Source organism: Streptococcus parasanguinis, from assembly GCF_016648925.1.
Lineage (GTDB): Bacteria > Bacillota > Bacilli > Lactobacillales > Streptococcaceae > Streptococcus.
Window position 1 is genome coordinate 1 of sequence record NZ_JACLQX010000026.1, and the last position, 15217, is coordinate 15217.

Consider the following 15217-nt stretch of genomic DNA (forward strand, 5'->3'; position numbering starts at 1 on the left):
TACAGCCCTACTCAACTGTGCGGAGGTGGGACGACGAAATCGAATTCTAACGAATTACCGATTTCTGTCCCACTCTCCTAACTTCGACCTGTTACAAATCTACTAGGTCTCAGTCTCTTTTTTTATTTTTCAAGTCCATTCCTGCCGCTCCTAAGATCGCTCCTAGTAAAGCGAGCCCAAGAGCAGATTCCACTCCTGTTTCTGGGAGTTGCTTGTTAGAGTTTCCTGTTTCTGAACGAACCTCTTTTTCCACAGCTACTGGAATTGGCGTTGGGGTATTTGCTGGTGCTACTGGTTGATCCTTCGAGATCACTTGAGGCGTTGAAGGTTCTGGAACCACTTTGTTTACAAGCACGTCTGTTTTCACTGGTGCTTCTACGGAAGGGCTTGTTGGGATCACGACTTCTTTGGTACCGACTTCAACAATTTCTGCAACCGGCTCTGTTGCAACTTCTGTAGCGATCACTTTTCGACTTTGATCAAGCGCCGAAACCTCTACATACTCAAGACCTTGCCCTTTAACCCCAGCCTGGATCACTCTGCGTTCTCCTTTAGCGAGATCTGGATTGGTCCTTTCCACAAGGTCAAAATCAAGTTCTTTTTCTACGATTTCAAGACTTGGTTTGTCTTCCACTAGGGCTTTGACGTCATTTTCAGCCAAGCTACCTACTTGCGTGATTGGCTTGAGCCCCGCAAGGGCTTTAGTCAGAGCAGCCACTTCTTGATCCACCTGATCTTGATGAGCACGGCTCACATTCCAATTCAAGCTATCTAAGACTTTCGCAAGTGCTGCGCGCGATTCTGGTGTGTAAATGGCTAGATCTGTTGGCACCGTAGCAACTGCTTTTCTAAGAGTAGTGAAGTCCGCCTTGAAATAGTCCTTGTTGTGGTTGGCAAAAGCTTCCATGAGATCAAAGACATTTTTTTCGATGTATTCTTCACTTGGGGTATCACACCAAACAGCTACCATGCTACCGACCATTGGCAAAGATGTTTCTGGATATGTTGTACTTGGGAGTTGTCTAAATGGAGTAGCAGCTGCATTGGCAATCGCTTTTTCAATATAACCACCACCCGTTTCAGGTGTTCTCCCCAAAACATAGTACCAGTCTCCGTTGGTATTAAGGAATTTATAACCCTTATCTGCCAAATACTGTGGTGACGCAAGGTTATAGCCCCACCATCCTTTAGACCAGTATGAAATCAAGACGTCCTTGTCAAAGGCAACATCATCTTCATCTCCATAATAGAAGCCATCGTTAAAGGCCATTGGCTGCAAGCCTTTTTCACGCGCCATGGCTGCAAGACTATTGGAATACTCCGCAAACTTACCATAGAGGTCATACCACTTGAGGTAGTACCAACCTTGCGCACTGGTAGCGTCATTGGCATATTCATCCGTTCCGTAGTTAAAGATCTTAGACTTGTCTTTGAAGTAGTCCATGTACTTTCCAATCAAGGCTTTGGTAAAGTTGACTGCTGCTTCATTGGTCAAATCCATGGTTGTTTTTGAAACCGTATCAAAGCTGGCTTGTGGATTTTCAATGCCCAATTTTTCCATGGCCACCAACAAAGCATCCATGTGGCCAGGACTATTGACTGCCGCAATCAAGCCGATTCCTTTAGCAGTAGCATAAGCATGGAGTTCATCCATTTCTGCTTGAGTCAAGGCTTGACCATTTGGATCATCGTAATAGGCCTTGGTGCCTTCTAAAATGGCTTTTTTTACATCATCACTGGCATAGGTTTTGCCATTGGCTTCCACCGTCATGTCATCGAGCACGAAGCGCATACCATCGTTTCCAACAAGGAGGTGCAAGTCAGAATAGCCAAGCTCACTGGCCTTATCTACGATCCGTTTCAACTGATCCAGCGAGAAGTATTTGCGACCTGCATCGATCGAGATGACCTTCTTCATAGCAAGTTTTTCTGCCACTTCTTTTGCTGCAACTTCTTTCGCGTAGCTTTCCGTATACACCAAAGCATCTTGAGCTGCTTTGAGATGGTCGATCAAGGTTTTGGCCTCTGCTCGAGTGGTGTTTGCTCCTGCCCCTTCTAAAGCTTTTTTAGCTGCTGTAAAGGCTACTAGAGATTCCGGTGTATAGTGGTCCAAATCAGTTGGAGCTTCTGAAAGAGCTTTTTCGACGACTTCAGGATCTGCTACAAAGTAGTCCGCATTCTTGTCCGCGAAAGCATGCATCAGCTTAAAGAGAAGGTCTTTTTTGTAGGTTGCAGATGGCGTATCTGCCCAGGCAGCTACCATGCCACCGATGAAGGGCACCTTAGCTCCATCATTTTTTTGAACTACATCAATCGCTGACTTGGAAATTCCTTCGAGGCCTTGATCAAGGTTGTACCAACCAGATCCAGCCTTGTCCCGTCCAAGCACATAATACCAAGCATCATTGGTATTAAGAATCTGATGACCTAGTTCGGACAAGAGTTTTGAAGAAGCGACATCATAGCCGTTCCAGCCACCTGTCCAGTAGGAGACAATGATATCCTTGTCAAAAGTGCCATAGGAAGTATCGCCATTGTAGTAGATTCCGTCATTAAAGGCCATTGGTTTCATCTTGTGTTTTTTCACAATAGCTGCTAGATCATTGGCGTATTGGATGAATTTTTCATAGCCTTTTTCTGGATAGCCTTCACCTGGCCAATGCTTGCTAGCTTGGAGAACCTGCCAACCATGGGCATCTGTGGCATCGTTGGCATATTCATCCAAACCAATGTTAAAAATGTCTGCCTTGCCGCTGAAATAAGCCGCATACTTGTCTACCAAAGCCTTGGTAAAGTCTAAGGCTTTTTGGTTGTCCAAATCAACTGTCCGAGCTGATTTCTTTGTACCAAAATAATTAAAGTGAGGGTTTTCGATCCCCAATTGTTCCATGGCTGTCAGAATCGCATCCATGTGACCTGGACTATTAATGGTTGGGATGACGCCTACTTTCTTCGATTTGGCGTAGGCCAAAATATCATCCATTTGAGCCTGGGTCAAGGCTGTCCCGTTCGGATCATCGTAATAAGCCTTCGTCCCTTTTTCAACCGCATCCGTCACGGCTTGGCTAGAATAAGAAGTATCTCCCACTTTCAAAGACATATCATCCAACACAAAGCGCAAACCGTCATTTCCAACTAGGAGATGCAAGTCTGTATAGCCCGTCTTACTTGCTTCATCAATGATTTCCTTGATTTGGTCTGGTGAGAAGTACTTGCGACCGGCATCGATCGAAACAATCTTTTTCTTGGCTAATTTTTCTTCTTGGTCAGGATCTTTAGCAGGCGTTTCTGTCGCTGGTTGAGCTGCCACATCCGACTCTGCGACAGAGCTCGCTTCTTCGCGAATCAAACGGTCAAGATCTGATACCCGCAGTTCACGATCAGGCAGTGTCGGTTGACTTTGATCGACGATTGGGGCAGGAGCCGTTGGTTTTTCTACTGTTGGCTGAGAAGCTTCCTCATTAAGAGAAATAGTTGACTCACCCTCGCTTGGCTGAGTTGGAACTGTCGTTGCAGGAATGTCTGTAACGCTCGTCGTATCTGCCGCTACAACCTGAGCGCCAGCAAAAAATCCTATGAGCACCGAAGCAGCTCCTACTGCATACTTGCGAATCGCATAACGTGGTTGATGTGATTTCATCAGGACCTCCTAAATTGTCTCTGTAATCGTTTTCTTAAATTTACCACGATATCTTAATAAATTCAATGAGGGTCCTCATTATTCTTTAATTAGGAGAGGAAGTTCTTGGATTCGATCCAAAATAAAACGAGCTCCTTACTCAAAAAGAAACTCGTTCATTTTTATAAATCATCTAAAGCATCTTTGACCTTGTCAAAGAACCCTTTTTTCTTTGGGTTGACCTTCAAATCACTTGCTTCCGCAAAGGCTTGAAGGGCTTCTTTTTGCTTGTCATTTAAACCAGTTGGGGTGACGACATTGACAGATACATATTGATCCCCCAAAGCACCACCACGCAAGCTTGGAGCCCCTTTTCCACGGAGGCGGAATTTCTTACCGGTTTGGGTTCCTTCAGGAATGACCAAATCGACATCTCCGTGAACAGTTGGCACATGGACCGTATCTCCAAGAGCTGCTTGAACAAAGTTCAAGTCTAACTTGTAATAGATGGTTGAGCCATCTCGTTCGAAGCGATCGCTCGGCTCAACATTGACAACGACATACAAGTCACCATAAGGTCCACCGTTAAAGCCAGCTTCTCCTTGACCAGCTAAGCGGATTTGTTGACCCGTTTCAACTCCTGCAGGAATCTTGACGTTCACGCTATGAGCTTGTTTTTCATGACCTGTTCCACGACAAGTGCTACATGGATCTTTGATTTCTTGACCACGACCATGACAGACATCACAGGTCACTTGACGGCGCATCATCCCAAGAGGGGTTTGCGTATCCACATTGATGACTCCAGAACCATGACAGCGTCCACAGGTCACCGGACTAGTGCCTGGCTTAGCTCCAGAACCATGACAGGTATGACAGCTAGCTTCCCGATGGTACTTGACTTCTTTTTCCGCACCAAAAATCGCTTCTTCAAACTTGAGATTGACGCGGTATTGGAGGTCATCTCCTTGACGAGGAGCATTCGGATTACGACTTGCACCACCACCAAAGAAGCTAGAGAAGATGTCTTCAAAGCCACCAAAACCAGCACCATCAAAGCCACCAAAACCACCTGCTCCGCCACCGAAGCCACCATTGGCACCTGCAGCACCATATTGGTCATAAGCAGCCCGTTTTTGCTCGTCACTCAAAGTCTCATAAGCTTCTTGAACTTCCTTGTACTTTTCCTCAGCACCAGGCTCCTTGTTGATATCTGGGTGATATTTTTTAGATAATTTCCGATAGGCTTTCTTGATCTCATCTTGAGATGCATTCTTTGAAACGCCCAAACGGTCATAAAATTCAGTATTGTTCATAATTCAAGATACAAAGGGCGTTAAACGGACACAGCCAAAATAGGAGTTTTGACGACGGACGCTTGCGTCCTAGAAAAAACTATCTTTTTGGCACCGTCCGTAGCCCGTGTTCAGTTACGAACACTCTTTGTTCCTTTCTATAATTTTCATGTACATCTTTAGAGGGTGTTTTCTATACTTCGCTTCACTTGATCAAACTCTTGCTCCGATAGAGTAAATATCAAATCCTCTTCAGCATACTCGTTCTTTTCTTTAAAATAGTTGTCTGTATTAGCTGTCAACCCTAAACTTAGAATCACTTTTCTTGCAAACTCTTGATGGGCAAAACCGATAGCCGTAATGATTTGTTTATCTTGCACAACCAGTTTGGGTTGGAAATTCTCACGTGGAAGAAATTCAAAATAGTCAAAGAAGTTTTGCCAAATTCCACCTGTAAATTTCGTGTCCTTCAACAGACCTGCTTTCGCTAATAAAAGAGGCGCTGAAGAAATGGCTGCAATGAGGATATCTTGCTCACCAAGATCCCTCAAGAACGAAATCAATTTCTCATCCCGTAGGGCAGGTCCTATGTTGACCATTCCTGGCAAAATCACGCAAGAATACTCTTCTATACGGATTTGATCTAGTGTTTTCGTTGGTTGACAAGGCAAGCCATCCTCAGAGACCACCATCGAATGATCTGAAGCGGCATAATCAATCGTACTATCATAAGACAGAGCTAAAGTACTTGTTAAAGCGGTTATCTCACAAAGAGAAAAATTAGGATAAATGATACAAAGTACTTTTTTCATACGCAACATCCTCTATTTTACCGAAAAACAGAGGCTGGGTTGCAACCTCTGGATTTCTTTTTATCATTTACTAGTTAGGCTGAATTGAGTTTCGGCTAAAATTGAGCACGCCCTAACCTCTGGGTGAAAAAGATAAATCTTCCTAGAAACTAGAGTTTCTGCGTCAGATTTCCTATTTTCACTGTGAGGTTTTAACGGGCTTTGCATCTTACTTCTCCGTAAACTCTCCGTCTACGACGTCATCACCTGCGTTGCCTGATGCTTGTGCGCCTTCTGCTCCTGCTTGGGCTTGTTGCGCTGCTGCAGCTTGTTCGTAGAGTTTAACAGCCAATGCTTGTGCTTTTTCGTTCAAGGCTTCAAGTTTTGCTTTCATTTCTTCAAGGTTACCTGATTCTTGAGCTTTCTTAAGATCATCAAGTCCAGCTTGAGCTGCGTCACGTTCTGCATCGAAGCCTTTGCCTTCAGTTTCTTTGATTGTCTTTTCAGTCGCAAAGATAGCTTGGTCTACTTCGTTACGAAGGTCTACTTCTTCTTTACGTTTCTTATCTGCTTCAGCGTTTGCTTCTGCATCTTTCATCATGCGGTCGATTTCTTCGTCTGTCAAACCTGAGTTCGATTGGATAACAATTGTTTGTTCTTTTTGAGTTCCAAGGTCTTTCGCCTTAACAGATACGATACCGTTCTTATCGATGTCGAAAGTTACTTCGATTTGAGGAATTCCACGAGGTGCAGCTGGGATATCAGTCAATTGGAAGCGTCCAAGAGTCTTGTTATCTGCTGCCATTGGGCGTTCACCTTGAAGAACGTGGATATCAACGGCTGGTTGGTTGTCTGCTGCAGTTGAGAAGACTTGTGATTTAGATGTTGGAATCGTAGTGTTGCGGTCGATGAGTTTTGTGAAGACTCCACCCATTGTTTCGATACCAAGTGACAACGGAGTTACGTCAAGAAGGACAACGTCTTTCACGTCACCAGTGATCACACCACCTTGGATCGCAGCACCCATAGCCACTACTTCGTCAGGGTTCACTGATTTGTTTGGTTCTTTACCAGTTTCAGCTTTAACAGCTTCTACAACGGCAGGGATACGAGTTGAACCACCGACAAGGATGACTTCGTCGATATCTGACAAGCTCAAACCTGCATCTGAAAGGGCTTGACGAACTGGAGTTTTCGTACGTTCTACAAGGTCACGAGTCAAATCGTCGAATTTCGCACGAGTCAAGGTCATTTCCAAGTGAAGAGGTCCAGCAGCGCCTGCAGTGATGAATGGCAAGCTGATTTGAGTTGAAGTCACACCAGAAAGGTCTTTCTTCGCTTTTTCAGCTGCATCTTTCAAACGTTGAAGCGCCATCTTGTCTGTTGACAAGTCGATACCATTTTCTTTCTTGAATTCTTCAACCATGTAATCGATAATTTTTTGGTCAAAGTCGTCACCACCGAGTTTGTTATCCCCTGCAGTTGCCAATACATCAAAGACACCATCACCCAATTCAAGGATAGATACGTCGAATGTACCACCACCAAGGTCGAATACCAAGATTTTTTCTTCTTTATCAGTCTTATCCAAACCATAAGCAAGGGCTGCTGCTGTTGGTTCGTTGACGATACGTTCTACTTCAAGACCAGCGATTTTACCAGCGTCTTTTGTTGCTTGACGTTGTGCATCGTTGAAGTAAGCTGGAACTGTGATAACAGCTTTCGTTACTTTTTCACCAAGATAATCTTCAGCATAACCTTTCAAGTATTGAAGAATCATAGCTGAAATCTCTTGTGGTGTGTATTCTTTACCGTTAGCAGAAACTTTTTCAGAAGTACCCATCTTAGATTTGATAGAGATGATGGTATCTGGGTTTGTTACTGCTTGACGTTTTGCAGCATCACCAACGATGATTTCACCGTTTTTGAATGACACAACAGATGGAGTTGTGCGGTTACCTTCTGGGTTTGCGATAATTTTTGATTCAGTTCCTTCAAGAACTGCTACTGCTGAGTTTGTTGTACCTAAGTCAATACCGATAATTTTAGACATATGTTTTTCTCCTCGTTGTTTTTTCTCTTTTTTTCTTTTTGATACTCTTCTTAAGTGGCGACGCCGTCAGAGCTTGACTTCGTCAATCTCTTTGACTAAACTTTGAGCCTAAGGTCTCAAAGTTTGCGAAGATACCGCCACGGCGAAGAGTATCGCCTTTGGTTCGCTTCGCTCACTATTGGCAAAGCCAAACCAATGTTAATCTTTCTTTCATAGTTTAGTGTCGTTTCGGACAAGGCAGCCTAGTTATATACCACTACCATGGCTGGACGCAGGATGCGGTCATGGAGTTTGTAGCCTTTTTGGAAGACTTGTGCGATGGTGTCTGCTGGATGTTCATCATCTGCAGGCAAGGTTTGGATGGCCATGTGGTAGTTATGGTCAAATTCTCCGTCCGCTGGAATTTCTTCGATTCCTTCTTCTTTCAGAGCATGTACCAAACTTTCTTGGACCATTTCCAAGCCCTTCTTCACATCATCTGTCAATCCTTCGACGGCAAGGGCACGTTCGAGGTTGTCAAGTGATGGTAAGATCGCTTTTGCCAAATCTTGGCTACGGTATTTTTGTAATTGTTGACGTTCTTCATTGGCACGGCGCTGAATGTTTTGCATTTCTGCATGAGCACGAAGGTACTTGTTTTCAAATTCCTCGGCACGCGCTTGTGCTTCTTCTAACTCAGAAGGTTGGTTGCTTTCCTCTACAACTTCTTCAGTTGTTTGGGCAACTTCCTCTTCTTTCACGTCTTCTTTTTTGATATCTTCTGTCAAGGCATACACCCCTTTCATTTGGTCTTAATTTACTTCATAATGGTTGCTGTTGAGGTAACGGTAGTAATCCGTCAACTTCATAACCAGTACCCGGCCAATAACATTGACCAGACTAATCACACGCCTGTAATCCATCTCTACGGGACCGATCACATGCATGAGGGCCATCCCACGATAAGGAACCAGGAACTTGTGACTAATGACCGTCACATTTTTCAAGGCCTTCTCTTGAGACTCCGCAACCAGGATCTGGGTCATTTGATCTTCTGGCATTCCCCCTCGTAACTCCAAGGCTACGTGTTGGGGATTATCCAAAAACTGATAGGTCTGAAGATCGGCGTAGGTTAAGGATGAAACCTTTCCTTCTACAAAGACCAGTTCTTGAAACAGTTGCGAGAAGACGTAATCAAAGAGATCCAAGACATTGTCTGTCGTCTTGAAATAGCGCTGTACAATCTGTGGAATCTCTGTCCGCAAACGGTAGTGAATATCCAAGACTGTATTTCCAATGAAGCGTTCTTGAACCAGCTGGTGGAAGATTTCCAAATCACTGGTTAAGAAATTCTTTGGAATGGCAAACTGGACGGTGACAGGCTTTGATTCATCCAAGGTCAACACCGCTAAGGCATCGTGATTGGACAATGGAACAATCTCAAAACCGGTCAAGCGCTGACGTGTCGGCTCCACATCCTGAATCACTGCGGTGTAACCCGTCATCTGGGCTAGTAACTTGGCCGTAGCATCCAAGATATCGTCTAACTTAAAGGCTTCGAAATCAAAGGCTTTCACCACCTGGTAGACATCCTGTTCATCAATCAACTCTAGATCAAGCGAGTTCTGAACAAAATATTGAAAACCAGCTCGGCTAGGCATGCGGCCACTCGAAGTGTGGGCCTTTTCTAGTAAGCCTTGTTTTTCGAGGGCAGCCATGTCGTTTCGAATGGTCGCACTACTGGATTGAATCACATCTTGTAGCGCTTTTGAACCGACTGGTTCGTGGGTCTTGGTAAAGATATCAACGACAAGATTGAGAATCTCATTTTGACGTTCTGTAACCATGACCTCACCTCTCTTTCATTTTTTAGCACTCTAAACACTCAAGTGCTAAACCATGATTCTATTATACACCCATCCAAAAGAAAGTCAAGAGAAAAAACCAAAAAATTAGCACTCTTTTTTAAAGAGTGCTAAAAATCATTCTTAAGACCTAGAGAAATGAATCTCCTCTTATTTGCCAGCTTTTTTCAAGAGTTGAATATATTCTTCCAACACTAGCTGATGGTTGGCCATATACTGAGCGTTTTCTACGCCAACATAACGGAAATGCCAATTCTCAAAATTCACACCCGTGATGTTGCTCTTCCCATCTGGGTAGCGAAGAACAAAGCCATATTGCGGTGCGATGGCAGCCAACTGCAAGCCCAACTCATCACTTTGGCCAGCTTCGACACTCATATCAATCGCAAGTCCTGTCTGGTGTTCACTCGCACCAGGGACCTGTACCTGGGTCTGCACCTGCTTTTCAGCTTCTTCGTGCGAAAGGCCGCTAGCCTCTAGTTGCGCAACACGCTCATTATAGAGCTCTGTTTGCTCGGCCACACTTCGATAGCCTGATATCAAGGTTTCTTCTGGGGCAATTTTTCGAGCCGCTTCTAAAAATTGACGAGTTGGTTCTACAATCCGACTATCCACTTTGATAGCATCCACATCTGTCAATTGTGGGTTCAGCTCAGGCTTCACATTGTCACGATTGACCAAGATCAACTGCCAGTCTTTTGTCGAAACGGCTGGTAAATCTGATTTTTCTTCCTTTTTCTTAGAAGAAGAGGGAGTCGTTACAGCTGTTTTTTTAGCATTCCAAAACTGAAGCCCTGAAAACAAGCTCGGCTTCGCTAAGTAAGCACCAATTCCCGATCCAAGGACCACAAGAAGAAAGAAACTCAATAGGTAAGGCCACCACTTCTTACGTTTTTTTCGTGCGCGTCTATACTTATTCGTCATGGCCACCCTCTAGAAGTTTTGCTCCCACCTTACGATAAGATAGATCCCCAATCTTTTCAATATGAAAGGCACCATCTTTATAGGCCAAAACCGTCACGCTTCCGTTGTCCAAGACTAATTCTTCGACAGCCTTAGGATCGATGAGATAAATCAAGGTCGTAATCGTCATACCATGGCTGACCACAATAGCATTGCCACCGCCAGCTGCTTCTACCTCTTTTGCGATGGCTTCAAAACCTTCTTTGATCCGACTACTCAAGGCTCCCCAGGATTCAGCCCAACCAGTGGTATCCACTTCGACGATTCCTTCTGCTAACTCCATCAGGCTCAACTGATGGAAATCATCGACCTTAAAGACACGAGGTAAGACCCCCATAAAGAGATCACCATCATAAGCACCGTCAAAACTACCAAAACACCACTCGCGGATCCGTTTGTCATAACGATAAGGGATTTTTCCTGTCAGACCAAGTTCTTGAAGAATAATTCCCATAGTTTGAATGGTGCGTCCAGAATCACTCGAAACAGCCTCTTCAAAAGAAAGCCCAGCTTCCTTGAGACCAAGTCCTAATTCTCGAATTCCACGTTCTCCTGCTTCTGTCAGCGGAGTGTCTGACCAGCCCTGTGCCCGTCCAATGGTATTAAACATGGTTTTTCCATGACGAGCAATATATAATCTGGTTTTTGTCATTGTATTACCTCCGTATGTATCTCTTTCATTATATCATTTTTTGCAAAAAGAAAGTAGGAAAGCTCTTACAAGTTTTGAGAAAAAGAAAAGGCCATGACCAAAGGGGTCAGCCTTTCAGGACGGACTAGGATTCTTGCAAGCTTTCACCGACCTCACGGTAACTGCCATCTCCAATCCCCTTAACCGTCAATACTCCATCTTCGTATTCTACAAGGGTAACACTACCGTTTGAAAGAGGCAGATTAAGATTTGGTTTGCCTTCAACTAAGCAGACCAGGGTCTGAATGGTCCAACTATGGCTGACCACCAAGGCATTGCCTCCACCATTTTCTTCTACTTCTTTGGCAATGGCTTCAAAACCTTCTAGGATTCGGTTTTTCAAGACTTCCCATGGTTCAGCCCAATTTGCTGTGTCCACTTGGCAAATTCCATTGGCCAAGTCTTCCAAGGTCAAAGTCTTATAGTCTTCTACATCCAGCACGCGTGGCACGACACCGTGAAAGAGTTCTCCACCGTATGCCCCATCAAAGCTACCAAAACACCACTCGCGGATCCGTTTGTCAAAGCGATAAGGAATCTGGTCTTTCAAGCCCAATTCATCAAGAATGATCCCCATTGTCTGAATGGCACGGCCTGAATCACTGGAATAAGCTCGAGTAAACTCCAAACCGGACTCACGCAAGCCGATTCCTAGAGCTTGAATCCCTCGTTCTCCTTCTGCTGTCAAGGGTGTATCGGACCAGCCTTGAGCACGGCCAATGGTATTAAACATGGTTCTCCCATGACGAATCACAAATAATCTTGTTTTAGCCATCTTGTCTCCTTTTGCAAGAAAAAAGTCTGGAGTTTCATCATCACAGACTTTTCTATTTTCTACTATTATACTAGATTTCTCTTAGTTTTTAAAACTATGAACTGGGGCCGGAATTTGACCACCACGGGCAATGAAATCAGCTGACGAGGCCTTGTTGACCTTCATTACCGGAGCAGACCCAAGAAGCCCTCCGAGCTCTAACATATCGCCCTCTTTTCCATAAGGAATGATCCGAACCGCTGTTGTCTTTTGGTTGATAACGCCGATAGCTGCTTCGTCGGCAATCATGGCCGCAATGGTCGAATCTGGAGTATCAGCTGGGATGGCAATCATATCCAAACCGACGGAACAGATAGCTGTCATAGCTTCCAATTTTTCCAGGTTGATATGACCGGATTGGACCGCGGCAATCATCCCCTCATCTTCTGAGACCGGAATGAAGGCACCTGACAAACCACCGACTTGGTTACAAGCCATAATGCCACCTTTTTTCACTTGGTCATTGAGCAGGGCAAGGGCTGCTGTTGTCCCGTGGGTTCCGACCACTTCAAGCCCCATGGCCTCAAGGACACGGGCAACCGAATCCCCAACTGCTGGTGTTGGAGCAAGAGACAAGTCGACAATTCCAAACTCAACACCGAGACGTTCACTAGCCATTTGACCTACCAATTGGCCGACACGGGTAATCTTGAAGGCTGTCTTCTTGACTGTTTCAGCCAATACATCAAAGCTTGCTCCGGGAACTTTTTCGATGGCCCGTTGGACGACACCAGGTCCTGAAACCCCAACGTTGATGACGACATCTGCTTCACCGACACCGTGGAAGGCTCCCGCCATAAAGGGATTATCTTCTACCGCATTAGCAAAGACAACGAGTTTTCCTGGTCCCATTGGATCTGCTTGGGAAGCTTCTTTAATGATGCGCCCCATGTCTCGGACAGCGGTCATATTGATCCCTGTCTTGGTCGATCCGATATTGACTGAAGAACAGACAAAATCTGTCTCCGCAAGAGCACGAGGAATGGAATTAATGAGGATCTCATCCCCTTTTTGGTAGCCTTTTTGAACCAGAGCTGAGAAACCACCGATAAAGTTGACCCCAACTTCTTTCGCCGCACGATCCAACGCCTTGGCAAAGGGTACATAGTCTGTCGCATTAGTGGCTGCCCCGATAATGGAAATCGGAGTGACCGAAACCCGTTTATTTACAATAGGGATCCCAAGTTCTGCCGCGATCTCATCCCCAACAGCCACTAAGTCCTTGGCCTTTGTCACAATCTTCTGGTAGACTTTTTCTGCCGCCTTATCGATATCCGGATCAATACAATCTAGAAGCGAAATCCCCATGGTGATAGTCCGAACATCGAAATTCTGCTCCTCAATCATGGCAATGGTTTCTGTTACCTGTCTAATGTCCATCATTCTCAACCCCTATCTTACAAATTGTGCATAGCATCAAAAATCGCTGCGCTTTGGATATTGATTTTCACATGCAGAGACTGACCGAATTCTTCTAACTCTGAACGGAGCTGTGTGAAATCTTTTTTCTCATCTGACGATACAACTGCCATCATGGTAAAGTATTCATCCAATACAGTTTGAGAGATATCATCGATATTGAGTCCTAATTCTGCTATTTTCGTTGCGACACCCGCTACGATTCCTTTTTGGTCTTTTCCAACGACTGTAATAATTGCTTTCATGTCACTGCTCCATTCTATCTATTTGCTTCCATTGTAGCATATTCCCCTTAAAATCGCCCTTCTCAACTGGGAACGTTTGGATATTTTCCGCGTGTATAAAACAATAAAGAGGCTGGGACAAAAGTCCTAGCCTCTTTATTGTTTTTGGATTGTCGAGCAAGACGCAGTGGTTGAGTGGGCTCTACTACGCTGATTTCATCAGCTTTTACAGCCCTACTCAACTGTGCGGAGGTGAGACGACGAAATCGAATTCTAACGAATTACCGATTTCTGTCCCACTCTCTCTATTTTGACGATTCGGTTTCATCTTTTAGGATACCTTCCTTCACGCGCACGGTACTCTCATACTCAGCCCCAGCTAGACGGTCAAACAGAAAGCGACGATTAAGCAAGATAATGGCAAGAGTGAGAATCAGGTACAATAAAACCACAAAGAAGAGCAATAAAATCATGGACAGGGTTAAGAGAGAATTGTCCGTCAAATCGCTATTCAAGAGCGAAATCAAATAGAACAACCCTTGAGGAATCAGATAGAAATAACCTACTACCAGGATTCCCCACCAGATGGTGCGAAGCCATTTTTGCTTGTCAAAATGCAAGCGGAATTTCAATAAAGCCATTCCCAAGGTTTTGCCCCGCCACAAGGGAATCAAACCAAAATAAACAGCCAAAACCGCTACATAAGGAATCGTCTCTAAACGCTCGATTACCGCGTAAAGCAAGGATAGCATCACAAAGTCGATCAAGAAGGCAAGACCCGTCCGGAAACCAGATACTCTCGTTCCTACTCGGAAAGAATGTTCGTCAATTTCATCTCGTGTCGGCAATAACCAAACCAGGAACCAACCAAGCAGATAACCCACTCCACCACCAGTGGTATTTTGAATAATATCATCGACATCTGCTAGGCGGTAAGGACCCGGATATAGAAAGTAGAGACCTGATAACTGGGTCAGCTCCAAAAAGAGACTAAAGAGGGCTGTCAGGAGAATCGTTTTCTTAAAACCACACTTGAAATAATAGCGTAGATACATCCCAAAAGGAATCAACATCAGAACATTAAAGGCAGGCACATAAAAAGTTGGATGCTTAAGGGCTTGAATCCATGTACCAGTCTGCGCTAAATCAAAGGGGCTCTCCTGGAAAAAATCCACTACAAAAGCAAAGGGATGGAGATTGACCATTTCCGAGTAGTTAGTATGAATCTTACTTGGATCCGGCAGAGGCAAGATCACCAAGAGATAGACCGTCATCAAGTAAAGCATAAAAGAATAGAAAATCAGCACCCGCAGTTTATTGACCGAACCATATTTTCGATAATTCAAAATCATGTAGGGCAAGGTCAGCAAAAAGGCCAGGAAAGGAAAGAGCTGAACAGCTGTTTTGATTGTAGAAATGTATCCCATTGTGTCTCCCATTTACCGTTATAAAAACACCCTTTGCACAATGACAAAAGGTGATTTTTTCATTGATATAGAGTATT

At 44.5% G+C, this 15217-nt stretch carries 12 protein-coding genes; all 12 read right to left on the minus strand.

All coding sequences use genetic code 11. The features are described 5' to 3' along the window. Window positions 1-109 precede the first annotated feature (109 nt). Window positions 110-3640: a family 20 glycosylhydrolase gene (locus H7T97_RS08705; RefSeq protein ID WP_201090056.1), complete on the minus strand. Its 3531-nt coding sequence runs from the start codon at window positions 3638-3640 to the stop codon at window positions 110-112. Between the two features lie 161 nt (window positions 3641-3801). Continuing rightward, window positions 3802-4935: a molecular chaperone DnaJ gene (gene dnaJ / locus H7T97_RS08710; RefSeq protein ID WP_201090058.1), complete on the minus strand. Its 1134-nt coding sequence runs from the start codon at window positions 4933-4935 to the stop codon at window positions 3802-3804. Between the two features lie 158 nt (window positions 4936-5093). Next, window positions 5094-5726: a DJ-1/PfpI family protein gene (locus H7T97_RS08715; RefSeq protein ID WP_201090060.1), complete on the minus strand. Its 633-nt coding sequence runs from the start codon at window positions 5724-5726 to the stop codon at window positions 5094-5096. 208 nt (window positions 5727-5934) lie between these two features. After that, window positions 5935-7758 (minus strand): molecular chaperone DnaK, encoded by a 1824-nt coding sequence (gene dnaK / locus H7T97_RS08720; RefSeq protein WP_003014055.1) that lies wholly within the window; start codon window positions 7756-7758, stop codon window positions 5935-5937. Window positions 7759-8000: 242 nt separating this feature from the next. Continuing rightward, on the minus strand, window positions 8001-8525 hold the full coding sequence (grpE, locus tag H7T97_RS08725; RefSeq protein WP_310648357.1) for a nucleotide exchange factor GrpE: 525 nt from the start codon (window positions 8523-8525) through the stop codon (window positions 8001-8003). Between the two features lie 24 nt (window positions 8526-8549). Beyond that, window positions 8550-9584 (minus strand): heat-inducible transcriptional repressor HrcA, encoded by a 1035-nt coding sequence (hrcA, locus tag H7T97_RS08730; protein ID WP_003004578.1) that lies wholly within the window; start codon window positions 9582-9584, stop codon window positions 8550-8552. 168 nt (window positions 9585-9752) lie between these two features. Then, window positions 9753-10526: a M15 family metallopeptidase gene (locus H7T97_RS08735; protein ID WP_201090062.1), complete on the minus strand. Its 774-nt coding sequence runs from the start codon at window positions 10524-10526 to the stop codon at window positions 9753-9755. Then, on the minus strand, window positions 10516-11217 hold the full coding sequence (locus H7T97_RS08740; RefSeq protein ID WP_201090063.1) for a histidine phosphatase family protein: 702 nt from the start codon (window positions 11215-11217) through the stop codon (window positions 10516-10518). The genes H7T97_RS08735 and H7T97_RS08740 overlap by 11 nt, the downstream gene beginning before the upstream one ends. 124 nt (window positions 11218-11341) lie before the next feature. Then, window positions 11342-12031, minus strand: a complete 690-nt coding sequence (locus H7T97_RS08745) for a histidine phosphatase family protein (RefSeq protein ID WP_201090065.1) — start codon at window positions 12029-12031, stop codon at window positions 11342-11344. A gap of 81 nt (window positions 12032-12112) precedes the next feature. Beyond that, window positions 12113-13450, minus strand: a complete 1338-nt coding sequence (locus H7T97_RS08750; RefSeq protein WP_201090088.1) for a PFL family protein — start codon at window positions 13448-13450, stop codon at window positions 12113-12115. Between the two features lie 17 nt (window positions 13451-13467). Beyond that, entirely contained in the window at window positions 13468-13734 is a 267-nt protein-coding gene (locus tag H7T97_RS08755) for an ACT domain-containing protein (RefSeq protein ID WP_129822470.1), read from the minus strand. A 284-nt stretch (window positions 13735-14018) separates the two neighbouring features. Further along, window positions 14019-15140: a VanZ family protein gene (locus H7T97_RS08760; RefSeq protein WP_201090067.1), complete on the minus strand. Its 1122-nt coding sequence runs from the start codon at window positions 15138-15140 to the stop codon at window positions 14019-14021. Window positions 15141-15217: the final 77 nt, after the last annotated feature.

Excerpts from the sequence above, each read along its gene's own strand:
- H7T97_RS08735 (WP_201090062.1), bottom strand. The coding sequence starts at position 10,526 with ATGACGAATAAGTATAGACGCGCACGAAAAAAACGTAAGAAGTGGTGG.
- H7T97_RS08740 (WP_201090063.1), bottom strand. The coding sequence starts at position 11,217 with ATGACAAAAACCAGATTATATATTGCTCGTCATGGAAAAACCATGTTT.
- H7T97_RS08750 (WP_201090088.1), bottom strand. The coding sequence starts at position 13,450 with ATGGACATTAGACAGGTAACAGAAACCATTGCCATGATTGAGGAGCAG.
- hrcA (WP_003004578.1), bottom strand. The coding sequence starts at position 9,584 with ATGGTTACAGAACGTCAAAATGAGATTCTCAATCTTGTCGTTGATATC.
- H7T97_RS08715 (WP_201090060.1), bottom strand. The coding sequence starts at position 5,726 with ATGAAAAAAGTACTTTGTATCATTTATCCTAATTTTTCTCTTTGTGAG.
- dnaJ (WP_201090058.1), bottom strand. The coding sequence starts at position 4,935 with ATGAACAATACTGAATTTTATGACCGTTTGGGCGTTTCAAAGAATGCA.
- dnaK (WP_003014055.1), bottom strand. The coding sequence starts at position 7,758 with ATGTCTAAAATTATCGGTATTGACTTAGGTACAACAAACTCAGCAGTA.
- H7T97_RS08705 (WP_201090056.1), bottom strand. The coding sequence starts at position 3,640 with ATGAAATCACATCAACCACGTTATGCGATTCGCAAGTATGCAGTAGGA.
- H7T97_RS08760 (WP_201090067.1), bottom strand. The coding sequence starts at position 15,140 with ATGGGATACATTTCTACAATCAAAACAGCTGTTCAGCTCTTTCCTTTC.
- H7T97_RS08755 (WP_129822470.1), bottom strand. The coding sequence starts at position 13,734 with ATGAAAGCAATTATTACAGTCGTTGGAAAAGACCAAAAAGGAATCGTA.
- H7T97_RS08745 (WP_201090065.1), bottom strand. The coding sequence starts at position 12,031 with ATGGCTAAAACAAGATTATTTGTGATTCGTCATGGGAGAACCATGTTT.